Source organism: Streptomyces sp. NPDC028289, assembly GCF_055565975.1.
On sequence record NZ_JBVHTI010000007.1, the window covers coordinates 396,969 to 419,088 of the forward strand.

18 protein-coding genes are annotated in these 22,120 nt (G+C 73.2%); 8 read left to right on the plus strand and 10 right to left on the minus strand.

Annotated features, from left to right (window positions below; genetic code table 11):
* Nucleotides 1-98: 98 nt before the first annotated feature.
* Together ACZ4UV_RS34995 and ACZ4UV_RS35000 are read left to right on the plus strand one after the other, a co-directional pair.
* Entirely contained in the window at nucleotides 99-473 is a 375-nt protein-coding gene (locus ACZ4UV_RS34995) for a nuclear transport factor 2 family protein (RefSeq protein ID WP_089102071.1), read from the plus strand.
* Between the two features lie 88 nt (nucleotides 474-561).
* A complete protein-coding gene (locus ACZ4UV_RS35000; RefSeq protein ID WP_467843474.1) occupies nucleotides 562-2,196 on the plus strand; it encodes an FAD-binding oxidoreductase in 1,635 nt (544 codons plus the stop codon).
* Between the two features lie 164 nt (nucleotides 2,197-2,360).
* Here the strand turns inward: ACZ4UV_RS35000 and ACZ4UV_RS35005 are convergent, their stop codons facing one another.
* From ACZ4UV_RS35005 to ACZ4UV_RS35030, 6 genes are read right to left on the minus strand one after another with little or no spacing between them, the layout of a single operon-like run.
* Nucleotides 2,361-3,194: an SDR family NAD(P)-dependent oxidoreductase gene (locus tag ACZ4UV_RS35005; RefSeq protein WP_451015913.1), complete on the minus strand. Its 834-nt coding sequence runs from the start codon at nucleotides 3,192-3,194 to the stop codon at nucleotides 2,361-2,363.
* Between the two features lie 16 nt (nucleotides 3,195-3,210).
* Nucleotides 3,211-3,660 (minus strand): VOC family protein, encoded by a 450-nt coding sequence (locus ACZ4UV_RS35010; RefSeq protein ID WP_451015914.1) that lies wholly within the window; start codon nucleotides 3,658-3,660, stop codon nucleotides 3,211-3,213.
* A 5-nt stretch (nucleotides 3,661-3,665) separates the two neighbouring features.
* Nucleotides 3,666-4,037, minus strand: a complete 372-nt coding sequence (locus tag ACZ4UV_RS35015) for a nuclear transport factor 2 family protein (RefSeq protein WP_351484728.1) — start codon at nucleotides 4,035-4,037, stop codon at nucleotides 3,666-3,668.
* A gap of 33 nt (nucleotides 4,038-4,070) precedes the next feature.
* Entirely contained in the window at nucleotides 4,071-4,883 is an 813-nt protein-coding gene (locus ACZ4UV_RS35020) for an ester cyclase (RefSeq protein ID WP_451015915.1), read from the minus strand.
* Entirely contained in the window at nucleotides 4,870-6,507 is a 1,638-nt protein-coding gene (locus ACZ4UV_RS35025) for a GMC family oxidoreductase (protein WP_451015916.1), read from the minus strand. Before ACZ4UV_RS35025 ends, ACZ4UV_RS35020 begins: the two co-directional genes overlap by 14 nt.
* A gap of 24 nt (nucleotides 6,508-6,531) precedes the next feature.
* Nucleotides 6,532-6,945: a nuclear transport factor 2 family protein gene (locus tag ACZ4UV_RS35030; protein ID WP_467843481.1), complete on the minus strand. Its 414-nt coding sequence runs from the start codon at nucleotides 6,943-6,945 to the stop codon at nucleotides 6,532-6,534.
* 333 nt (nucleotides 6,946-7,278) lie between these two features.
* On the opposite strand from ACZ4UV_RS35030, the gene ACZ4UV_RS35035 reads away from it, so the two are divergent.
* Genes ACZ4UV_RS35035 through ACZ4UV_RS35055 form a run of 5 tightly spaced genes read left to right on the plus strand, consistent with a single transcriptional unit; the run spans nucleotide 7,279 to nucleotide 13,945 of the window.
* Nucleotides 7,279-8,115 carry a type 1 glutamine amidotransferase domain-containing protein gene (locus tag ACZ4UV_RS35035; protein WP_390049110.1) on the plus strand — a complete coding sequence of 279 codons (837 nt, stop codon included), beginning with the start codon at nucleotides 7,279-7,281 and terminating at the stop codon, nucleotides 8,113-8,115.
* A gap of 35 nt (nucleotides 8,116-8,150) precedes the next feature.
* Entirely contained in the window at nucleotides 8,151-9,827 is a 1,677-nt protein-coding gene (locus ACZ4UV_RS35040; RefSeq protein ID WP_467843484.1) for a thiamine pyrophosphate-binding protein, read from the plus strand.
* Nucleotides 9,828-9,832: 5 nt separating this feature from the next.
* The gene (locus tag ACZ4UV_RS35045; RefSeq protein ID WP_390049106.1) at nucleotides 9,833-10,453 is read left to right on the plus strand and encodes a DJ-1/PfpI family protein; all 621 of its coding nucleotides are present in this window, start codon (nucleotides 9,833-9,835) and stop codon (nucleotides 10,451-10,453) included.
* 31 nt (nucleotides 10,454-10,484) lie between these two features.
* Nucleotides 10,485-12,482 (plus strand): alpha-1,4-glucan--maltose-1-phosphate maltosyltransferase, encoded by a 1,998-nt coding sequence (locus ACZ4UV_RS35050; protein ID WP_451015919.1) that lies wholly within the window; start codon nucleotides 10,485-10,487, stop codon nucleotides 12,480-12,482.
* Complete coding sequence (locus ACZ4UV_RS35055; RefSeq protein ID WP_451015920.1) at nucleotides 12,479-13,945, plus strand: maltokinase N-terminal cap-like domain-containing protein; 1,467 nt, start codon at nucleotides 12,479-12,481, stop codon at nucleotides 13,943-13,945. Before ACZ4UV_RS35050 ends, ACZ4UV_RS35055 begins: the two co-directional genes overlap by 4 nt.
* Before the next feature lie 392 nt (nucleotides 13,946-14,337).
* Here the strand turns inward: ACZ4UV_RS35055 and ACZ4UV_RS35060 are convergent, their stop codons facing one another.
* The 4 genes from ACZ4UV_RS35060 to ACZ4UV_RS35075 all read right to left on the minus strand — a co-directional run bounded on the left by ACZ4UV_RS35060 (nucleotide 14,338) and on the right by ACZ4UV_RS35075 (nucleotide 20,250).
* Nucleotides 14,338-15,696: a helix-turn-helix domain-containing protein gene (locus tag ACZ4UV_RS35060; RefSeq protein ID WP_451015921.1), complete on the minus strand. Its 1,359-nt coding sequence runs from the start codon at nucleotides 15,694-15,696 to the stop codon at nucleotides 14,338-14,340.
* Nucleotides 15,697-16,172: 476 nt separating this feature from the next.
* Nucleotides 16,173-18,332 carry a dipeptide ABC transporter ATP-binding protein gene (locus ACZ4UV_RS35065; protein ID WP_467843490.1) on the minus strand — a complete coding sequence of 720 codons (2,160 nt, stop codon included), beginning with the start codon at nucleotides 18,330-18,332 and terminating at the stop codon, nucleotides 16,173-16,175.
* Nucleotides 18,333-18,379: 47 nt separating this feature from the next.
* Nucleotides 18,380-19,270: an ABC transporter permease gene (locus ACZ4UV_RS35070; protein ID WP_451015923.1), complete on the minus strand. Its 891-nt coding sequence runs from the start codon at nucleotides 19,268-19,270 to the stop codon at nucleotides 18,380-18,382.
* Complete coding sequence (locus ACZ4UV_RS35075; RefSeq protein ID WP_390049094.1) at nucleotides 19,267-20,250, minus strand: ABC transporter permease; 984 nt, start codon at nucleotides 20,248-20,250, stop codon at nucleotides 19,267-19,269. The genes ACZ4UV_RS35070 and ACZ4UV_RS35075 overlap by 4 nt, the downstream gene beginning before the upstream one ends.
* A gap of 160 nt (nucleotides 20,251-20,410) precedes the next feature.
* On the opposite strand from ACZ4UV_RS35075, the gene ACZ4UV_RS35080 reads away from it, so the two are divergent.
* A complete protein-coding gene (locus ACZ4UV_RS35080) occupies nucleotides 20,411-22,075 on the plus strand; it encodes an ABC transporter family substrate-binding protein (RefSeq protein WP_467843495.1) in 1,665 nt (554 codons plus the stop codon).
* Nucleotides 22,076-22,120 lie beyond the last annotated feature (45 nt).

The following is a 22,120-nucleotide window of genomic DNA, read 5'->3' on the forward strand; positions in this document are numbered from 1 at the left end:
CGTGGTTGGTCGCGCAGTTCCTCCCCCAGCCTTCGGCCGGGGGCACCCCCAGCGCCCCTTCGGGGGCGCTATCCCTCAAGTCAGTTCAAGGAGAACCCATGAGCAGCCACCAGGTGAACTTCGTTCGCGAGTACATCGAGACCGTCTGGAACCAGGGGCGGACCGAGCTGGCCGACAAGTACCTGGCCGAGGACCTGATCCAGCACAACCCGAACCTGCCCGACGGGCGGGCCCCGCTGGTCGAGTTCGTCGACGGCTTCCACAAGCAGTACCCGCGGGCCCGGTTCGAGATCCGCCGTGCGGCCGGCTCGGGAGACCTGGTCTTCCTGCACACCCGGTTCCGCGGCGACCCGGACGACCGCGGCATGGTCGTCGTGGAGGTGTTCCGGATCGACGAGGGACTGATCGTCGAGCACTGGGACGTCCGCGACGAGATCCCCGAGACCACCGTCAGCGGACACGAGGTCGTCTGACCGTCGCGTCCGCCGGTTCCCCCGTGCCGCCCGGGAGGCCCCGCGCCTCCCGGGCGGCAGCCGTTTCCCAGCGATTCAGGAGATACCTGTGACACGACAGCCACGACAGCAGCGGCCGGACCGGTGGCCCGCCGCCGGATTCAGCCGGCGCGGACTCCTCGGTTCGGCGGCCGCCGCCGGGGCCGGTGCGGCCCTCCTCCCGGTCCCCGCCCGCGCCGCGGAGGAAGCGGCCGGCACCCCCGCCGCGGTCACCGTCGGCGCCTCCGACGCCCGCTATCTCGACCTCACCTCGCGCGGCTACAACGCGAGATTCACCGCCGCCCCCGACTCCGTGCGGCTCGTGCACAGCACCGAGCAGGTGGTGGCCGTCGTCCAGGAGGCCGTGCGCGACGGCAGACGCATCGGGGTGCGCGGCGGCGGGCACTGCCTGGACGGGCTCGTCGACGACCCGGACGTACGGATACTCGTCGACATGTCCGAGATGGACGCGGTCCGCTACGACCCGGCGCGCCGGGCCTTTCTCGTCGAGGGCGGCGCCACCCTCGGGCACGTCTACCGGACGCTGTACCTGGAGTGGGGGGTGGCGCTGCCGGGCGGCACCTGCCCGACCGTCGGGGTCGGCGGGCACGTCACCGGCGGCGGGTACGGCGCGATGTGCCGGCAGCACGGCGCGGTCGTGGACCACCTGTACGCCGTGGAGGTGGTGACGGTGGACGCGTCCGGGACCGCCCGCGCGGTGGTCGCCACCCGGGAGCCGGGCGACCCGCACCGCGAGCTGTGGTGGGCGCACACCGGCGGGGGCGGGGGCACCTTCGGCATCGTCACCCGCTACTGGTTCCGCTCCCCGGACGCCACCGGCACCGACCCCGCCGGCCTGTTGCCGAGGCCCCCGAAGACGCTCCTGAAGTCCACGGTCACCATCAGGTGGAGCGACCTGACCGAGGCGGCCTTCACCGCGCTCATCGCGGACCACGGGGCCTGGCACGCCCGCAACAGCGTCGCCGGGTCCGCCTACGACAGCCTGCACAGCGTGCTCATCCTCTACAACCGGGTGCAGGGCGCCGTCGTGCTCAACACCCAGATCGACGGGACCCTTGCTGACGCCTCCGCGCTCCTTGACGCGTACGTCACGGCGGTGGCCGGCGGCATCGGGGCGCCGTACGCCGAGGTCCGCTCCTCCTGGCCGTGGCTGAAGACCACGCTCAAGGACCCCTACGACACCGGCCTGTACAACCGGACCAAGTCCAAGGGCGCCTACCTGCGCAGGGGCTGGTCCGCCGCGCAGGCCTCGACGCTCTACGGCTACCTCTCCGACGCCGGCTACGACGGTCACGCCGGGATCCTGCTCTACTCCTACGGCGGCAAGGTCAACACCGTCGCGTCCTCGGCCACCGCGCTGGCCCAGCGGGACTCGGTCCTGAAGGCCAACTTCACGACGTACTGGCCCGACGCCGCCTCCGACGACCGGCACGTCACCTGGATGCGGAACCTCTACCGCGACCTGTATGCGGTCACCGGCGGGGTGCCCGTGCCGAACGACACCAACGACGGGTCGTACATCAACTACCCGGACACCGACCTCGCCGACCCGGCCTGGAACACCTCGGGGGTGTCCTGGCAGAGCCTGTACTTCAAGGGGAACCTGGCCCGCCTGCAGGCCGTGAAGGCGGCCTGGGACCCGCACAACGTCTTCCACCACCGTCTGTCCGTCACAGCGGACTGAGGTGGTAGCGCCCCAAAGGGGCGCTGGGGGTGCCCCCGGCCGAAGGCTGGGGGAGGAACTGTGCGACCAGCCACGACGGCGCGGCAGCCGACAAATCCGCCGGAACATGGACGAGCCCCCGCGACGCGGGGGCTCGTCCCGTTCGGGGAGGCGGCGGGCGGGGCTCAGCCGAAGCTGGCCGGGAACGCCACCCCGGTCAGCGACTCGCTCAGCTTCCGCAGCTGGGCGCGGGCGCCCTCGTCGTACGCCTGGGCGCCCGCCCGTGCCCGCGTCGAGCGGTTGAAGTAGACGCCCGACACGTCGTCCAGCGCCGGGTCGGTGATCAGCCGCAGGGTGTTGCGCATGCCGTCCGCGACCGTGCTCTGCGGGGTGAACAGGTTCACCACCATCTTGGTCGGCATGTACGACGCCGGGTGCAGCGCGTTGGCCGTGACCCCGGTGCCGCGCAGCCGCTCGGCCAGGTCGAAGGTGAGCGAGATCTGGGCGAGCTTGGCCTGGCAGTAGGCCTGTACGCCGTCCCAGTTGCGCTCCAGCATCACGTCACGGAAGTTGATCGGCGCCTGGCCCGCGGAGCTGACGTTGATGATGCGGGCCGGGGCCGAGGCCACCAGCAGCGGGGCGAGCCGGCAGCTGAGGATGTACGCGGCCAGGTAGTCGACCTGGAAGGTGAGCTCCAGGCCGTCCTGGCTCTCCTGGCGGGCCAGCTCGACGCCGATGCCCGCGTTGTTCACCAGTACGTCCAGCCGGTCGTACGTGGTGAGGATCCGCTCGGCGAGCTTGCCGATGTCCTCCAGCGAGGAGAAGTCGGCCAGTTCGTAGCTGAGCCGGCCGGTGGCGCCGGCCGCGCGCAGCTCGGCCAGCAGGTCCGCGCCCTTGGACGCGCTGCGGCCGTGCAGGATCAGCGACGCGCCCTGCGCGGCGAGTTCACGGGCGACCGCGCGGCCGAGACCGTCGGTCGCGCCGGTGATGAGAATGGTCTGCTCGGGAACGGCCTTCATGTGGGGAACTCTCCTGTCAGGCGTACGTTGCCAGTTCTTCGGTGGACTGGTCGGTGTATCCCTGGCTGACCTCCACCACGACGCCGTCCGGGTCGGAGACCCAGACCGTCTTCCAGCCGGGGATGAACTCGTCGAACGTCAGCGGCCCGAGCGTCGGCTCCAGCTCGCCCTGGGCGGCGGCGAGGAACGCGTCCACGTCGTCGACCTGGAAGGCGAGGTGGCGGGCGGTGCCGGGGCTGTCCGGGCCGTCCTTCGCGGCGGTCACCAGCGGCTCCGCGGCGGTCGCGAACAGCTCCAGGCAGGCCGGGCCGTTGCGCAGGAAGACCACGCGGGTGCCGTCGGCCTCCACGACCCGGGCGCGGCGGAAGCCGAAGTGCCGGGTGTAGAAGTCCTCGGTGGCCTTCTGGTCACGGCAGTTGAGGCCCACGTGCGCCCAGCGCAGGCCGTTCGGGGCGGCGGTCGTCACGGCCGTCACTTCCCGGTGACCGGGGCGAACGGCACGGTGTCGTGGACGTTCGTCATGTAGGTGATCAGCCCGCCGCGTACCCGGAAGTAGTTGCACACCACGGCCTCGACCGCGATGCCGTCCGGGGTGCGGGCGGTGATGTCGGAGACCACCGCGGCCTGCTCGCCGTCCACGACCACGAGGCGGGGGACGTTGGCGAAGGAGGCGTACATCTGCGGGAAGCCCTTCATCATCTCCCGGAGCGTCTCGCGTCCCTCGACGTGCCCGGCCAGCTGCTCGTCCATGGTCTGGTCGATGGCGAACAGGTCGCACCAGGCGTCCCAGTCCCCCTCGTTGGCCAGCCGGTAGTAGGTGTCGACCACTTCTCGGGTGCTCATGCGCCCGTCCTTTCCTGCGTGCCTGTCGTGGGGTCAGGGGAGGTCCACGCCGAGCTGGCGCATCAGGCCCGCGGTGTCGGCCTGGACCCAGCGCTCGACGACCTTGCCGTCCTCCAGGCGGTAGACCTCCAGGCTGGTCCAGGAGACGTCCCTGCCGGTCGCCTCCTGGCCCAGGAACGGCGCGATGTGCCTGCCGTGGAAGGTGATGTGCATGATCACCTTGTCCGGGGCGGCCGGGTACAGGGCGTCGAGGTGCACGCGCATGTCCAGCGCGTCGTGCGCGCCCTTGATGATCACCTTGAGCTCGTCGAGGCTCTCGACGCTCCAGGCCGGGTTGTTGTCCTTGAACGTGGGCCCGAACAGCTCGTCGAGGTCGTCGTAGCGGCGCTCGTTGACGGCGTCGCTGACCTGCCGGACCACGGTGTAGTTCAGGTCGTCCGAGGACAGCTGGGCGCGCAGGCCGAGCAGGTCGTCCTGGGCCCAGCGCTCGGCGAACAGGCCGTTCTCGGCCCGCCAGATCTCGGTCGTGGACCACTCGACCTTGCGGCCGGTGGCCGGGAGGCCGAGCACGTCGCCGAGGTGGGTGCCGGTGAGCTTCACCCGGGTGACGATCCGGTCGTCGCCGAGCGGCGCGCCCTCCTCCAGCTCGCCCTTGAGGTCGAGCGACTCGTGCGCGCCGCGCACCGCGTCCAGGTAGGAGTCTATGCCGCTGATGTCGAAGCCGGGGTGGTGGTCGGTGAAGTCGGGGCTGAGCACGGCACGGACGCCTTGCAGGTCGCCGGCGTTCAGCGCGTCGAGGAAGCGCCCGTAGAGCTTCTGGATGTCCTGCTGGTCACGGGTGGACATGGTGCATCCCCTCGCTGGGTCGGGCGGCGGTCGGAAGCGGCTGGGAGGTGCCGAGGGCGAACGCCGCCGCGCGCTCGCCGATCATGACGCTGGGTGCGTGGGTGTTGCCGGCCACGATGGACGGCATCACGGAGGCGTCGGCGACCCGGAGGCCCCGGATGCCGTGGACGCGCAGCTCGGGGTCGGTGACGGCGTCCGGGCCGCTGCCCATCCGGCAGGTACCGGCCGGGTGCCACAGGGTGGTGGCGTTGGCGGCGACGTAGGCGCGCAGCTCGGCCGGGGAGGTGACGTCCTTGCCGGGGCCGAGTTCGTCGCCGCGGAAGGCGTCGAAGGCCCGGGTGGCGGCGAGTTCGCGGGCCAGCTCGACCCCGTACGCCAGGACGTCCAGGTCGGCCGCCGAGGTGAGGTAGCCGGCGCTGATCACCGCGTTGGACTCGGGGTCGGCGTCGCGCAGCCGGACCCGGCCGCGGCTGTGCGGGAGCACGGCGATCGGGGCGAAGGTGAGGCCGGGGCCCTCCCACTGGTCGGCGGGCGCGCCGGCCGGCAGGAACTTGACCGGGCCGAAGGTGAACTGCAGGTCGGGCGGGCCGTCCGGGTCGGCGGCCGGGGTGTGGGTGAACAGCCCGGCCTCGGAGAGCAGCGCGCCGGGCGGGTGCTCCTGGAGGGACTGGTAGCAGACCGGGGTGAAGAGGTGGTCCTGGAGCCCGGCGCCCACGCCCGGCAGGTCCCGCACACAGTGGATGCCGTGCTCCCTGAGGTGGTCGGCGGGGCCGATGCCGGACAGCATCAGGAGCTTCGGCGACTCGAACGCCCCGGCGGACACGATGACCTCGCGCTCGGCGCGGATCCGGGCGGGGGCGCCGCCCAGGACGTACTCGACGCCGGTGACCCGGTCCCCGTCGAGGAGCAGCCGGGTGGTGCGGGCGCCGGTCACCACGGTCAGGTTGGGCCGGTCCAGGGCCGGGCGCAGATAGGCGTCGGCGGCGCTGCACCGCCCGCCCGCGTCGTCGCGGTTGGTCTGGTACAGGAAGCCGAACCCGTCCTGCCGGGCGCCGTTGTAGTCGCCGTCGCTCGCGGCGTCGTGGCCGAGCTCACCGGCCGCCGCCACGAAGGCGGACGCCAGCGGGGACGGATTGTCCAACTGCCGTACCCGGACCGGGCCGTCGGCCCCGCGCAGCTCGGAGCCGCCGCCGGAGTAGCTCTCGGCGGCACGGAAGAACGGCAGGACCTCGTCGTAGGACCAGCCGGTCGCGCCCTCGGTGACCCAGCGGTCGTAGTCGTGGCGGCTGCCGCGCACCCACATCAGGGCGTTGACGGAACTGCACCCGCCGAGGACCTTGCCGCGGGCCACCGGGACGCGGCGGCCGTCCATGCCGGCCTCGGGTTCGGTGACGTAGCCCCAGTCGATCTCGCCACGCCAGTCGGCGGTGAGCAGGGAGAGGACCGAGGCGGCGTCGGCGTGGTGGATCTCCGGGCGTACGTCCGGGCCGCCGGCCTCCAGCAGGATCACGGTCACGGACGGGTCCGCGCTGAGCCGGGCGGCGACGGCGCAGCCGGCGGAACCCGCGCCGACCACCACGTAGTCGGCGCCCTGTGGCACCGGGGGAGTCGGATTCGACGGCATGACAGCCTCCAAACGGTGACGGGGTCAGAGGGCGGCCGGCTCGCCGACCTGGTAGTCGACGATCACCGGGGCGGCGCCCTGCGCGGGGCGTTCGAGCCGCCACTGCTGGTTGATCCGGAACGAGGACACGGCGCCGTCGGCGGTGGACTTCGCCGTCCAGACGACGGTCAGGTCGATGCCGATCCGCAGGCCGTCCTCCTGGTGGACGAGCTTCTCCACGGTGTGGTCCTGCTCGCTGTAGGCCTCACCGACGGCCGCGTACCAGTCGACGAAGTCCGCGTGGCTGTGCAGGGTGCGTTCCGGGAAGGCCATCTCCAGGCCCTCGTCGGCGACGAAGGGCAGCAGCTCCGCGACCGGGGCGTGCACGTTGAGCAGGCCGAACCAGCGCTGCACGAACTCCTCGATCTCCCGGTCGGAGCCGGTCTGTTCGGTGGACATGGATGTCTCCGCTCATCGGGGTCCCGCCCCCGGGAACCGGGAGCGATACGCGTCCGATGACCCCACAGCCGGGGCGCCCCGCGCGCTCCGCGCCAGGACACGGGGGCGCACTGTGCGAAGTCGCGGCTCCGGCTCGGGCAACTCGCCTGCCGGGACGGCCGTACCGTCCGGTAGCGACCGGCCCGCAGGCGTTGGCCACAACATGCCGTAGTGCATTCGGCCACTTGGGCATGTGCCGTGAGCACGGGCGGCGGCGATGGTCCGGACGAAGTGCCCCGCCGTAGACAGGAATCCGCCACTTGGCACCGTCCCGCCGAAACCGGGAGGAATCCCATGAGCAGGCGCATCCTCGTCGTTCTCTCCGAACACGGCTACTGGGGCGAGGAGTTGATCGGCCCCCTGGAGACCTTCGACCAGGCCGGCTACCACGTCACCTTCGCCACCCCCACCGGCAAGCGGCCCCAGGCGCTGCCGCCGAGCATGGACCCCGAGTACGTCGACCCGCCGCTCGGCCGGTCCGTCACCACGCCCGAGATGGCGGCCAAGGTACGGGCCGTCGAGGAGTCGGACCGGCTCGACAACCCCCTCGACCTCGCGTCCTGGCTGCCCGACCGGCCCTACCGCTCCCGGCCGTACTTCCTGCGCGACTGGGAGGGCTACCACAGCCGCCTGGAGCAGATCCGCCGGCAGATCGCCGACCGCTACGACGCGCTGCTGATCGTTGGCGGCAGCGGACCCATCGTCGACCTCGCCAACAACTGGCGGGTGCACGACCTGATCCTCGCCTTCCGCGAGCTGGACCGGCCGATCGCCGCCGAGTGCTACGGCGTCGCCTGCCTGGCCTTCGCCCGCGACCAGGAGACCCGGACGTCCATCATCCGGGGCAAGCACGTCACCGGGCACTGCATCGAGTACGACTACAAGGACGGCACCGGGTTCCTCGGCACCGACTTCGTGATGGGCCCGCCGCCGTACCCGCTGGAGTACATCCTGCGCGACGCCACCGCGCCCGGCGGCGCCTACCACGGCAACTTCGGCAAGGAGACCTCGGTCATCGTCGACTACCCGTTCATCACGGGCCGTTCGACCCCGGACTCCTACCTGACCGGCCAGAAGACCGTCGAGGTCCTCGAACAGGGCCTGCGTCAGTGGGGGTTCAGGACCTCCTGACGTCCTGAGATCCCGTCCCGCGAGAGGTGACCAGCATGGACAGCAGGCCCGCGCGCGTCGCGCTCCTGGAGCAACTGGAGGCCGAAGGCGTCCGGTACATGTTCGGCAACCCCGGCACGGTCGAGCAGGGGTTCCTCGACGAACTGCGCTCCTTCCCCTCGATCCAGTACATCCTGGCCCTGCAGGAGGCCACGGCCGTCGGCATGGCGGACGGCCACGCCCGCGCCACCCGCACCCCGGCGGTCCTGCAGCTGCACTCCGGGGTCGGCCTCGGCAACGGCATCGGCATGCTCTACCAGGCCATGCGCGGCCACGCCCCGATCGTCACCCTGGTCGGCGAGGCCGGGCTGCGGTACGCCGGACTGGACGCCCAGATGGCGGCCGACCTGGTCGGTATGGCGGAGCCGGTCACCAAGTGGGCGACCCGGGTGCTCGACCCCGACTCCACGCTGCGCGTGCTGCGCCGCGCCTTCAAAGTGGCCGGAACCCCGCCGTACGGGCCGGTCCTGGTGGTGCTGCCGGCCGACGTGATGGACGCCGGCACCCGGGAGGCGGTCGTTCCGGTCAGTTACCCGGACACCCGCAGCCTCCCCGCCCCGGACACCGTCGCCCGGGCCGCCGCGCTGCTCGCCGGGGCCCGCCGCCCGCTGATCGTGGCGGGCGACGGTGTGCACTTCGCGGGCGCACAGGCCGAACTGGCCCGCCTCGCCGAGGTGTGGGGCGCCGACGTGTACGGCGCCGACTGGGCCGAGGTCAACCTCTCCGTCCAGCACCCGGCGTACGCGGGCCAGTTGGGGCACATGTTCGGCGAGCAGAGCCGGCGGATCACCGGCGCGGCCGACGGCGTCCTGATCGTCGGCACCTACGCGCTGCCCGAGGTGTTCCCGGCCCTGTACGACGTCTTCGCCGAGGGCACCCCGGTGGTCCACGTGGACCTCGACACCGACGCCATCGCGAAGAACTTCCCGGTCGACGTCGGGATCGTGGCCGACCCGAAGGCCACCCTCGGGCTGCTCGCCGACGCGCTGCACGGGGAGATGGGCGAGGAACGGCGGGCCGAGGCGGCCGAGCGGCTGCGGGTGCGGGCCGCCGAGCGGGCCGACGCCCTGGCCGGCGCCCGGGAACGGGACCTGTTCGACGGCGAGGCGCAGTCCGTGCCCACCGCCGCCTTCGCCAGCGAACTCGCCCGCCAACTCCCTCCGGATGCCCTGCTGTTCGACGAGGCGCTGACCGCGTCCCCGGTGCTCTTCCGCCACCTGCCGCCCACCGTGCCCGGCCGGTGGATGCAGACCCGGGGCGGCTCCCTCGGCGTCGGCCTGCCCGGCGCGCTCGGCGCCCAGCTCGCCCACCCCGACCGCACGGTGGTCGGCTTCACCGGCGACGGCGGCAGCATGTACACCTTCCAGGCGCTGTGGACGGCCGCCCGCCACGGCCTGCCCACCAAGTTCGTGATCTGCAACAACGGCAGCTACCGGCTGCTGGAGGACAACATCGAGGAGTACTGGCGGGAGACCGGCATACCGGCCCACGAACAGCCCGGCATGTTCGACCTCTCCCACCCGCCCATCGACTTCACGGGCCTCGCCCGCTCCCTCGGCGTGGCCGCCGTACGGGTGGAGAAGCCCGGCCAGGCCGAGGGCGCGGTGGCCCAGGCCCTCGCCCACCACGGGCCGTTCCTCGTCGACCTGGTGACGGCCAAGGGAAAGGGGTGACCGCCGTGCGACTGAACGGACACAAGATCGCCGTCCTGATGGAGAGCGACTTCTACGAGCCCGAGATCCTCTACTACCGCTACCGCTTCCCCGAGGAGGGCGCCGAGGTCCACTTCCTGACCCGGCTCTGGGGCAACGAGGGCATGACCTTCCAGGGGCACGAGCACCGCATGCCCTTCGAGGTCACCGAGTCCTTCGAGGACCTCGACGAGTTCGCGCTGAAGGAGTACTCGGCGGTGATCGTCCCCTCCGGGATGGTCTCCGACCGCCTCCGCTACACCGAGGACCCCGACCGGCTGCCGCCCGCCTCGCAGTTCCTGCGCCGCGCGTTCGCCGACCCGGCGATCGTCAAGGGCATCATCTGCCACGGCATGTGGCTCGCCGCGCCCGTCCCGAACCTGATGCGCGGGCGGCGCGCGGTCGTCCACAACAACCTGCTGGGCGACCTGCGGAACATGGGCGGCGAGTACGTCGACCAGGACGTCGTCGTCCACGACGACCTGGTCACCGGCCGCACCGGCAACCACTGCCACGTCTTCGCCCGCACCATCATCGACCTGCTCGCCGACCGTCAGCCCGCCGAGCCCGTCCCGACCGCCCGGGCCGGGCAGGCCGGGCAGGGCTGACGGGACGGGAACGGGGAGAGGAGCGATCATCATGACACCGGTGACCGGGCGCATCCCCGTCCTCGACGTCCGCCCCCGGGTGCGGGACGGGGAACTGCCCGCCAAGGCCGTGACCGGCGAGCACCTCGACATCACGGCCACCGTCTTCCGCGAGGGCCACGGCGTGATCGCCGCGGACGTGGTCCTGCGCGGCCCCGGGGGAGCCCCGGCCCGGCGGGTGCCGATGACCCTCGTCGACGCGGACGCCGACCGCTGGAGCGCCACCGTGGTCCCCGACGCCGAGGGCCTGTGGACCTTCCGGGTCGAGGCCTGGGCCGACCCCCTGGCCACCTGGCGCCGGGACGCCGCGCTGAAGACCGCGGCCGGCGTCGACACCGAACTCACCCTGCGCGAGGGCGTGCTGCTGCACGAACGGGCGGCACACGGGGACAACGACATCACCGACTGGGGCCGGCGGGAGGAGGTCCGGGCCGCGGTCGCCGCGCTCCGCGACACCCTGGGCCCGGCCTCGGCCCGGCTGGCGGCCGTCACCAACCCCCGGGTGACGGCCGCCCTGGGCCGCTACGCACTGCGCGAACTGGTCACCGCCTCCCGGCCGTTGCCGCTGCGCGTGGAGCGGCGGCGGGCCCTGGTGGGGTCCTGGTACGAGCTGTTCCCGCGCTCGGAGGGCGCGGTCGTGACGGCGGACGGGCGGACGGTGAGCGGCACCCTGCGGACCGCCGCCGCCCGGCTGCCCGCCGTCGCCGCGATGGGCTTCGACGTGGTGTACCTGCCGCCCGTCCACCCGATCGGCGCCACCCACCGCAAGGGCCGGGACAACGCGCTCGTCGCGGGCCCCGACGACGTCGGCTCGCCCTGGGCCATCGGCTCCTGGCAGGGCGGCCACGACGCGATCCACCCCGACCTCGGCACCCTGGAGGACTTCCGGTACTTCGTCACCGCAGCCCGGGGCCTCGGCCTGGAGGTGGCGATCGACTTCGCCCTCCAATGCTCCCCGGACCACCCGTGGGTGACCGCGCATCCCGAGTGGTTCCACCACCGGGTGGACGGCTCGGTCGCCTACGCCGAGAACCCGCCCAAGACCTACGAGGACATCCACCCCCTCGACTTCGACACCGACTTCGAGGGCCTGTACGCCGAGGCGCTGCGCGTCCTGCGGCACTGGACGGCACAGGGCGTCCGGATCTTCCGCGTCGACAACCCGCACACCAAACCGGTGCACTTCTGGGAGCGGCTGATCGCCGAGGTCAACGCCGGCGACCCGGACGTGGTCTTCCTGGCCGAGGCGTTCACCCGGCGGGCCATGGTGCACGCCCTGGCCCAGGCCGGCTTCCAGCAGTCGTACACCTACTTCACCTGGAAGAACACCAAGCGGGAACTGACCGAGTACCTGCCCGAACTCTCCCGGGACAGCGCCGACTTCCTGCGGCCCAACCTGTTCGTGAACACCCCGGACATCCTGCACGCCTACCTCCAGCACGGCGGCCGGGCCGCCTTCGAGGTCCGGGCCGTGCTGGCGGCGACCGCCGCGCCCAGCTGGGGGGTGTACGCCGGGTACGAGCTGTGCGAGAACACCCCGCTGGCCGAGGGCACCGAGGACTACCTCGCCTCGGAGAAGTACCAGTTGCGGCCGCGCGACTGGGCGGCCGCCGAGGCCGGGGGGCGGACCATCGCCCCGCTGATCACCCTGCTCAACCGGCTCCGCCGGACCCGTCCGGCCCTCCAGGAACTGCGCAACCTGCGGCTCCAGCACACCGACAACGACCAGATCCTCGCCTACTCCAAGCACGTGGAGCTGCCCCAGGGCGGCACCGACGTGGTGCTGGTCGTCGTCAACCTGGATCCGCACCGGACCCAGGAGGCCACCGTGACCTGCGACCTGGCGGCCCTCGGCCTGCCCGTCGACGGCACGCTCAAGCTCCGCGACGAACTCACCGGAGCCGCCTACGCCTGGGGCGAGTCCACTTACGTGCGCCTCGACCCGGCCCACCAGGTCGCGCACGTACTGACGACCGAGGAGGCGTCATGAGGACGGGCACGAGGACGGAGACGAGTACGGCGGCGAGTACGGAGGCGAGGGCGGAGATCCTGCAGCCGCTGCTGCCCGCGCTCGGGCCGTGGATGGCGGCCCGCCGCTGGTTCGACACCCGCTACGCCGGGGCCCCGCTGACCGCCGAGGCGGCCTCGGTGGTCGGCGACGAACCCCCGCTGCTGCTGCACGCCGTGGTCTCGGCGGACGGCGCCGCCGGACCGCTGCGCGTCCAGCTTCTGCTGGGCCTGCGTCCGGACCTGCCCGACCGGCTGGCCCCCGCCGCGATCGCCACCGTGCCGGCCGGCCCCTGGCGGGGCTGGCGGGTCTACGACGCGCTGGCCGACGGCACCGTGCTCGCCCTGCTGCTGCGCACCCTGGCGGGCGGCGGCGCCGAGCACGGGCCGCGCCTGGAGCGCAGCTCCCGCTATCCGCTGCCCGTCGGCCTGGTGCCCCGCCCGCTCCAGGTGGAGCAGAGCAACACCTCCGTGGCCTACGGCGACCGGGTCCTGCTGAAGATCTTCCGCCGCCCGGAGCCGGGACCGCACACCGAGGTCGAGGCCCTGCGGGCGCTCACCCGCCAGGACTGCGCCCGCACCCCCCACCTCTACGGAGCGGTGCACAGCGACGCCCCCGGCGCGGAGGGCCTGGTGCTGGGCCTCGTCGAGGAGTTCCTGCCGGACGCCCGGGAGGGCTGGGCCGAGGCGGTACGGCAGGCCACCGGCTCTGTGGCCGGCACCGGCCGCGGCGGACCGGCCGGCGGCGGCTTTACCGCGGACGCGGCCGCCCTGGGCCGGGCCGTCGCCGACGTGCACGGCGCGCTGGCCGAGGCGTTCGGGCGGACCCGGCTGACCGTGGCGGACGTGGCCGAGGAGACGGCCCGGATGACCATGCGTCTCAAGGAGGCCGCCGAGGAGGTCCCGGCCCTCGCCCGGTACACCGCACGGCTCGGCGCCCTCTTCGACGACTGCGCCCGGGTGGCCGGGCGCGGCTGCCCGCTCTACGTCCAGCGCACCCACGGCGACCTGCACCTGGGGCAGGCGCTCCGGGCCCACGACGGCTGGCGGGTCGTGGACTTCGAGGGCGAGCCGGCCCAGCCCGCCGCCGAACGCGCCCGCCCGCAGCCGGTGCTGAAGGACGTCGCCGGCATGCTCCGCTCCTTCGACTACGCGGCCCGTACCGGGCTCGCCGCCGTCGAGGACGGCGACCCGGCGGAGACCTCGCCGGCGGCCCGGCTGCGGCGGCGCCGGCGCGCCTCCGCGTGGGCGGTGCGCAACCGGCGCGCGTTCGTCGCCGGGTACGCGGCCGCCGGCCACGAGGACCCGGACTGCCACCCCGTACTCCTGCGCGCCTTCGAGGCGGACAAGGCCGTCTACGAGGCCGTGTACGAGTCCCGGCTGCGCCCCGACCGGCTGCCGGTCCCGCTCGCCGCGATCCACCGGCTGGCCGCCGCTCCACACTGACGGCCGGCCACCCGCGAGCCATCGCACCGGCCCCGGCTCCCGGGCCGGCACCGAACCAGACATCCGGCCCGCACGTCCGGTCCGGTGCCGGCGCGGGGGCCCGACCGGGCGTGCGGCTCGGCGTCCGGCCCGGGTGCGCGACCGGTTGTCCGGCCCGGAGTCCGACCGGGCGGCCGGCTCGGTGTCGGTCCGGGCGGGCGGCTCGGGGGCGGACCCGGCTCGACCCGGCGTCGGCCCCGGCGTCGGACCCGCGTCGAATCCGGCGGCGAAAGGACCGAACCGGAACAGGGAAATCGGTGCTCGACGGACTTTCAATTCTCTTAGCCGTGCGGGTATTTCACGGCGGTTCCGGAAGGGGAATTCAGGTGGCGCGCGGAACGGGGCGGAGCGGGTCAGGAACGGCCCTGCTCGGTGAAGGACGTGCTCGGGTCGCGGTTCGGGGCCAGACCGGCCGACGACAGCGCCTGGTCGTACGCCTGCAGGGCCGCCGTGCTGTTGCCCTGGCGGCGCCACAGGTCTCCCACGTACCGCCAGTTGAGCGCGGTCTGGTGGGACGGCGGGAACTGGCGCAGCTGCCGGGTCGCGGCCTGCAGGCACTGGCCCGCCTGCTCGTAGTCGCCGCGCAGCAGATGGATCTCGGCGAGCGTGGCGCGCGCGCCGACCGCCTGGATGCGGGACTCCGCGCCGGTGAGGCCGAGGGCCCGCTCCGCGTGGGCCGCGGCCTCGTCCCAGTTGCCGAGCATCGCGTCCGCGTCGGCCAGACCGATCTCGCACTGGGCCAGCTCGGGCGCGTTGCCGACCTCTGCCAGCAACTGCTGGGCCTCCTCCAGGAGTTGCTTGGCGCGTGCCGGTTCGGGCTGGTCGACCTGGAGGAGCAGCGAGCCGCAGTTCATCTTGAGCATGGCGACGTGGCGGATGTTGTCGTCCTCGGACATCAGCGCCAGCGCCCGCTCCACCAGGGCCAGCGCCTCGTTCAGCTGGCCGCGGGAGCGGGCCACGAGCCCCGCGTTCCAGAAGACGGCACCCCGTGCGGCCCGCGCCCCCTGCTTCTCGGCGGCGTCGAGGAGCCGGACGCCGAGCAGCTGGGCCCGGGTGAGGTCGCCGCGCATGTGGTACGACGCCATGAGCGTGGCGCCGAGCTGGACGTGGTCGACGGTGACGTCCAGGCCGAGGGCGTCGAGGCGGGACATGGCCCGCTCGGCGATCTCGATGCTCGTCGTGATGTCGCCGGCGTTGCGGTAGCAGCGGCACAGGGCGACCGACACCGTGCACCAGTCGGCGGAGCCGGGCGGCAGTTCGGGGTCGCGCTGGAGGTCTTCCAGGATCGTGATGGCGGCCTCGATCCGGTCGAGCTTCTCCAGGGCGGAGGCCTGCGCGATGCGGGCGCGCCGGGTCATCGACGGGTCCAGCAGGGACGGCTTGGCCAGGAGGTCGCTCAGGGTCTGGAGGGCCTCGCCGTTGCTGCCGTTGCGCAGGGCCATCTCGCCGAAGGCCAGCCGCAGCCGGGTCTCCTCCAGTTCATGGTCGTCGCGTCCGGTGCGCAGGTACTCCACGGAGCACCCCAGGCGCTCGGCGAGCGCGGCGAGCACCGAGTCCGACGGCGCGCCGCGCTTCCCCGACTCGATCAGGGAGATGTAGCTCGCCGAAATCTCACCGGAGGCGAGGTCCTGCTGCTTGAGTCCACGTTTGCCGCGCAACACCCTGATGCGCTCGCCCAGTCCTGCGGCCGTCGCGTTGCCGAGTGGATCCATGCCAACTCCTCGGTGCAGTACTTGACTGTCGGGATGACAGATCGATGTTACCAGTAAGTTGATATCTACCCAATGGGCTTCCGGTGATCTTTTAGTGGCTCTCCACCGCATTTTGCAGCGCACTTCCCCGGTCACATTAGGGGGCGCCTTGTGTGGTGTGCGGTATTCCGTTTGTTTATGGCTAATTTTGCAAGGAACTACTTGACTGTATTAGTTATTTAATGTTGACTATAACTGTCAAGGCGCAACCTTCTATTGTTCAGGGGAGGGGATTTTCGTGAGCAATAAAATAATCGCGCTCGTTGCAATCGTCGTCCTGATCAGTGGTCTTGTGTCGGGGGGACTGTGGCTGAGCGATTCCGGCCCGGGTAGCCGTCCGCAGCACGAGGGCATGGCCGCGTCCAGCGGCGGGAGTGGTGGTTGCTGCTGATCACACCCGTACGTCGCACGGGACCGGGTCCGGTCCGGCGGTCGCCCTAAGGCCGCCGGACCGGACCCGGTCCCTCGTCGTACGGGAAATGACAGGAGACGGTGTGGCGGGCGGCCGGTCCTGCCGTCCGCCCGCGCGGTGCCTCCTCCGCGCAGCGCCGCCGCTCGGCGGCGGAGAGCACGGCCTGGACGGGGCAGCGGGCCCGGAAACCGCACCCGGCGGCGGCGCGCGGGCCCGGCCCGGGGTCGGCGGGGAGCACGATCCGGCGCCGGGAGCGCTCGGCGACCGGATCCGGCAGCGGGACGGCCGAGAGCAGCGCCCGGGTGTAGGGATGGCGCGGCCGCCCGAACACCTCGGCCACGCCGCCCGTCTCCACCGTGCGGCCCGCGTACATGACCGACACCCGGTCGGCGAGCTGCCGGACCACCGCGAGGTCGTGCGAGACCAGCAGGTACGCCGGGCCCAGCTCCCGCTTCAGCCGCAGCAGCAGGTCCAGGATCCCGGCCTGCACCGACACGTCCAGCGCGGACACCGGTTCGTCGAGCAGCAGCAGCGCGGGCCCGACCGCCAGGGCCCGCGCGATGGCGACGCGCTGCCGCTGTCCCCCGGAGAACTGGTGCGGGTAGCCGTCGGCGTCCGCCGGGCGCAGCCCCACCTGGGACAGCAGTCGCGGCACCCGCGCCGCGACGACGGCCGGCGGCACCCGCGCGGCGTGCAGCGGCTCGGCGACGATGTCACCCACCGGCATCCGCGGATCGAGGCTCGACACCGGATCCTGCGGCACCAGCTGCACCGCCGTCCGCAGCTCGCGCGCCGCCCGCCGGGAGAGCAGCGCGGTGTCCCGCCCGAGCACCTCCACCCGCCCGGCCTGCGGAGCCGCCAGCGCGGCGATCTCCCGCAGCGTCGTGCTCTTCCCGGCCCCGGACTCCCCGACCAGCGCCAGCGTCTCCCCGCGCCGCACCTCCAGATCGACCCACTCGACGGCCCGCACGGCGGGGGCACGGCGGTGCCGGAACCCCGGCGCCCGGTACGACCGGCCGAGCCCGGAGACCGACAGCACGAGGTCGGCGGGGGTGCCCGCGGCCGCGTCTGCGCCGTCCGGCGTGGCCGCCGAAGGCGAAGGCGGCTGAGAGGGCGGGCGTGCGGACGGCGCGACCGCCGTACCGCCCCGATCCGGTGTTCCCGGCGGCCGCCCGAACAACTCCGCCGCGCTCAGCCGGCGGACCTCCGGGATCCTCCGGCAGGCCGCCGTGTGGGCGTCGGGGGCCGAGGTGTCGGCGCGGGAGGGGCTGTCCACTCCCGTGAGCGGGGGTTCGGCCGTGCGGCAGTCCGGTGCCGCCAGGGGGCAGCGGGGGGCGAAGGGGCAGCCCGGGCCGGTGGTGCCCGGGACGGGGGCGGTACCCGGGACCGGGGTGGGCGGGACGCGGGCGTCGAGGCGGGGTACGGAACCGACGAGGCCGAGGGTGTACGGCATCCGGGGGCGGCGGAGCACCGCCTCCGCCGGGCCCGTCTCCACCACCCGCCCCGCGTACAGGACCGCGACCCGGTCCGCGGCGCCCGCGACCACGCCGAGGTCGTGGGTGACGAGGAGCAGCGCCGCCCCTGTCTCCCGCCGGGCGGCCGCGAGCGCCTCGAGGACCTGGGCCTGCACAGTGACGTCCAGCGCGCTGGTCGGCTCGTCCGCGACGAGGACCGCGGGACGGTTCGCCACCGCCATCGCGATCATGGCCCGTTGGAGCATTCCGCCGGAGAGCTGGTGGGGGAGGGCGCGGGCGGCCCGGGACGGCTGCGGCACCCCCACGAAGTCCAGGAGCTCCACGGCCCGCCGCAACGCCGTCTCGCGCCGCGGACGCGGGCGTTCGTGGATGCGCAGGGCCTCCGCGATCTGGTCGCCGACGCGCAGTACGGGGGTGAAGGCGTGCAGCGGATCCTGGAAGACCATCGCGATCCGGCGGCCCCGGAGGCCGGCCAGCTCCCGCTCCGGACGGCCCAGCAGCTCCTCGCCCAGCAGCCGTACCGAACCGCCCACCCGGGCGCCGGGCGGGGCCAGGCCGAGCAGGGACAGCGCGGTGAGCGACTTGCCGGCGCCGGACTCGCCCACCAGGCCCAGTACTTCACCGGGGCGCAGCACCAGGTCCACGCCGCGCACCACGGGAACGGGCGGCCGCCGCCGTCCGCCCCCGAAGGCGACCGTCAGACCGCGCACGTCAAGGACCGGGCCCGCCGGTCCGTGCGCCGCCGGACCCGCGCTCGTCACGCGAGCCCCGACACGGCACCGCGAGGCGGCCCGGCGGGCCGTACCGTCGTGGGGTCCAGGGCGTCGCGCAGGGCGTTGCCCAGGAGGCTGAGGGCCAGGACGAACGCGATGAGCAGGCCCGCCGGGAAGAAGAACATCCACGGATACACCAGGGCCACGTCGGACGCGTCCGCGATCAGCGTGCCCAGGGAGACGTCGGGCGGCTGGACGCCGAAGCCGAAGTAGGACAGCCCGGCCTCGCTGACCACCGCCCCGGCCACGGTGACCGTCGCGTCGGTGATCAGGAACGACGCCAGGTGCGGCAGCACGTGCCGCCAGATGATCCGCACCGGCCCGACCCCCATCAGCCCCGCCACCACGACGAACTGCCGCTCCTTCAGGGAGCGGGTCATGCCGCGCACCGCCCGTGCGGTGACCATCCAGCCCAGCAGGGCGAGCAGCCCGGCCAGCGCGAGCCAGCCCCACCGCCGCAGCCGCGGCGCGAGCACCACGAGGACCAGGAAGCCGGGGAGCACGAGCAGCAGGTCCGCCGCGAACATCAGCAACCGGTCGGTCCAGCCCCCGAAGTAGCCCGCGCAGGCGCCCACCGCCGCCGCCAGCCCGGTGGCGACCGCGGCCACCAGCGCCCCGATCAGCAGCGACTTCCGCAGCCCGTGCGCGGCCTGGGCGAACACGTCCTGTCCGATCCGGTTCGTGCCCATCCAGTGCCGCGCGTCCGGCGGCCGCCGCAGCGCGGTGTAGTCGACGTCCGTGGCGGACCACCGGCACACGTACGGCCCCGCGACCGCGAGCACCACCAGGGCCAGCAGCAGCGCGAGCCCGCACAGCGCCCCCGGGTGCCGGGCCAGCCGGCCGAGCACGGCCCGCCCCCGCCGCCCCGCTCTCACGGCTCCCGCACCCGGGGATCGAGCAGCGCGTGCAGGACGTCCGCGACCAGCCCCGCCAGCAGGACGACGGCCGCGGCGAAGCCGTCGACCGCCACCACCGAGTTCACGTCGCCCTTCTCCACCGAGTCGATCAGCCAGCTGCCCATGCCGGGCCAGCCGAAGACCCGCTCGGTGAACACGGCCCCGGTGACCAGGGTGAGGACGCCGAAGGAGAAGAAGACCGTCATCGGCACCAGCGAGATCCGCAGCCCGTGCCGCAGCAGCGCGCGGCCCGGGGTGAGCCCCTTGGCGCGGGCGGTGCGCAGGTGGTCCGCGCCGAGCACGTCCAGGGTGGCGGCGCGCTGGTAGCGGCTGTACAGGGCGACCGCGGCGAGCGCCACGCAGAGCGCCGGGAGCACCAGGTGGGCCGCCGTGTCCCGCAGGTGGACGCTCCAGTCGCCCTGCAGCCCGGGGGTGTGCTCGCCGGTGTACCTGACGACGGTGCCGCCCGCGGCCCGGTTGACCGCGAGCGCCCCGGTCTTCAGCAGCAGCGCCAGCACGAAGGTGGGCACGCACAGCACCGCGAAGGAGAACCCGGCCAGCGCCCGGTCGCCGAGCCCGCCGCGCCGGACCGCCGCCCACACCCCGGCCAGGGTGCCGACGGCCGTACCGGCCACCGTGCCCACCAGCAGCAGCCGTACCGACACGCCGATCCGGCGGCCGAACTCGGCGCTCACCGGATCGCCGTCGATGGTGCGGCCCAGGTCGCCGTGGACGGCGCGGTCCGCCCAGTGCGCGAAGCGCTCCGGCAGCGGGGCGCGGTCGTCCATGCCGAGCCGGGACAGCTCGCGGTCGACGACTCGGGCCGGCGGCGGGGGCCTGCGGTCCTCGAAGTACGCGCGGGGATCGAGGGCGGTCGAGGCGAGGGCGTAGGAGAGGACCAGGGAGACGAGGAACAGGACGACGCAGCGGACCAGGCGCCTGGCGACCAGGAAGAACATGGCACTCCTGACGGAGGGGAGTCTGCCTTCTCTTCATTTGAGGGAAACATCGTGATGTTAAGCTCCGGCGTCGCAATTCCCATGACAATCAGGGCAGTTGACGGCTCCGTGACGCCGGAGAGGCTGACAGGTGGAGCGATTACGGGGATGGCCCGCGTGGGTGGCCGTCTGGGCGCTCACCGTCCTCACGGCGACCGGATGCACCGCGTCCGGCGGGCACGACGGTTCCCGGCACCAGGCGCTGCCGACCTACGGCACCTACGACATCAACGCCCTGCCGTCCGGGGACCTCCGCTCCGGCGGGACCCTGACCGTGCCGATCACACAGATGATCACGCAGTTCAACTTCAACCACGTCGACGGCGCCCTGGACGACGTGTGGACCGTCGACACGATGACGGAGCCGCGGCTCTTCACCCGCGACGCCGAGGGCGTCCCCCGGATCGTCACGGACTACCTGACCTCCGCCACCGTCTCCACCGCCGGCTCGCACCCGGTCGTCACCTACCGGCTCAACCCGAAGGCCCGCTGGTCCGACGGCAGGGCCCTGGGCTGGCGGGACTTCGCCGCCCAGTGGCACGCGGTCGGCGGCGGCGACGACCGGTACCTGGTCGCCGACCCGAGCGGCTACGACCGTATCGCCGACGTCCGCCAGGGCGCCGACGCGCACGAGGTCGAGGTCACCTTCAAGAAGCCGTACGCCGACTGGCGCAGGCTCTTCACTCCGCTCTTCCCGGCGGTCGCCTACGACAGCCCGCAGCACTTCGACTCCGACTGGCAGGGGCGGCTCCCGGTCACCGCGGGCCCCTTCAGGCTCGCCTCCGTCGACCGCACCGCACAGACCCTCACCCTCGTCCCGGACGCCGCCTGGTGGGGCACCCGGCCCCGGCTCGACCGGATCGACTTCCGCGTCCTCGACCCCGACGCCGCCCTGCAGGCCTTCCTCAACGGTGAGGTCGACGTCGTCAACGCCGCCACCAGCGAGGCCTACGCCCAGCTCGCCAAGGCGAAGGACACCGCCATCCGGGTCGGCTCCGCCTGGGACGAGGTGCACATCACGCTGAACGGCGCGAGCGGGCCGCTGGCCGACCGGGCGGTGCGCAACGCCCTCCAGCAGGCCGTGGACCGCCCGGCGCTCGCCCAGGTCGCGGCCTCGGGCCTGCCGGTGAAGGTGCCGTTGCTCGGCAACCACTTCTACATGACCAACCAGCCCGGCTACGCCGACGACTCCGGCCCGTACGGCCGCTTCGACCTCGAGGCCGCCGAGCGCGCCCTCGACCGCGCGGGCTGGCGCAGCCGGGGCGCCGGGCAGCCGAGGGTCAAGGACGGCCGCAGCCTCACCCTGCGCCTGGTGCTGAGCGAGGGCACCAACCGGCTCGGCGAGGACCTCGCCCAGCTCGTCCAGCAGATGCTCGCCAAGGCCGGCGTCCGCGTCGACATCGAGAAGGTGCCCGCCACCGCCTACGGCCCGCAGTACCTCGACAAGGGCAACTTCGACCTCGCCATCTTCCGGTTCACCGGGCTGACGTACCCGAGCTCCGCCTACGCCGTCTACCGGCGCCCGGCCGGCGGGCAGGTCTTCGAGAACTACGGCCGGGTCGGCTCCGCGCAGGTGGACGAGCTGCTGGACCGCGCCGCCGGCACCCTCGACGAACGGGCCGCGCAGCGCCTCTACAACGAGGCGGACGCGCAGATCTGGCGGCTCGGCCACGACATCGAGCTCTACCAGCGCCCCCAGATCCTCGCCGTCCGCAAGGGCCTCGCCAACTACGGCGTCCCGGGCCTCGGCGACATCGACTTCACGAAGGTCGGCTGGGAGAAGTGAGCGCACGGCGGCCCCGCGCGGAGGTGTCCGCACGGGGCCGTCTTG

Bases quoted from the DNA above. Each gene is read 5' to 3' on its own strand.
- ACZ4UV_RS35060 (WP_451015921.1), bottom strand. From the start codon at position 15,696: ATGGATCCACTCGGCAACGCGACGGCCGCAGGACTGGGCGAGCGCATC.
- ACZ4UV_RS35030 (WP_467843481.1), bottom strand. From the start codon at position 6,945: ATGTCCACCGAACAGACCGGCTCCGACCGGGAGATCGAGGAGTTCGTG.
- ACZ4UV_RS35015 (WP_351484728.1), bottom strand. From the start codon at position 4,037: ATGAGCACCCGAGAAGTGGTCGACACCTACTACCGGCTGGCCAACGAG.
- ACZ4UV_RS35050 (WP_451015919.1), top strand. From the start codon at position 10,485: ATGACACCGGTGACCGGGCGCATCCCCGTCCTCGACGTCCGCCCCCGG.
- ACZ4UV_RS35020 (WP_451015915.1), bottom strand. From the start codon at position 4,883: ATGTCCACCCGTGACCAGCAGGACATCCAGAAGCTCTACGGGCGCTTC.
- ACZ4UV_RS34995 (WP_089102071.1), top strand. From the start codon at position 99: ATGAGCAGCCACCAGGTGAACTTCGTTCGCGAGTACATCGAGACCGTC.
- ACZ4UV_RS35005 (WP_451015913.1), bottom strand. From the start codon at position 3,194: ATGAAGGCCGTTCCCGAGCAGACCATTCTCATCACCGGCGCGACCGAC.
- ACZ4UV_RS35040 (WP_467843484.1), top strand. From the start codon at position 8,151: ATGGACAGCAGGCCCGCGCGCGTCGCGCTCCTGGAGCAACTGGAGGCC.
- ACZ4UV_RS35075 (WP_390049094.1), bottom strand. From the start codon at position 20,250: ATGTTCTTCCTGGTCGCCAGGCGCCTGGTCCGCTGCGTCGTCCTGTTC.
- ACZ4UV_RS35025 (WP_451015916.1), bottom strand. From the start codon at position 6,507: ATGCCGTCGAATCCGACTCCCCCGGTGCCACAGGGCGCCGACTACGTG.
- ACZ4UV_RS35035 (WP_390049110.1), top strand. From the start codon at position 7,279: ATGAGCAGGCGCATCCTCGTCGTTCTCTCCGAACACGGCTACTGGGGC.
- ACZ4UV_RS35055 (WP_451015920.1), top strand. From the start codon at position 12,479: ATGAGGACGGGCACGAGGACGGAGACGAGTACGGCGGCGAGTACGGAG.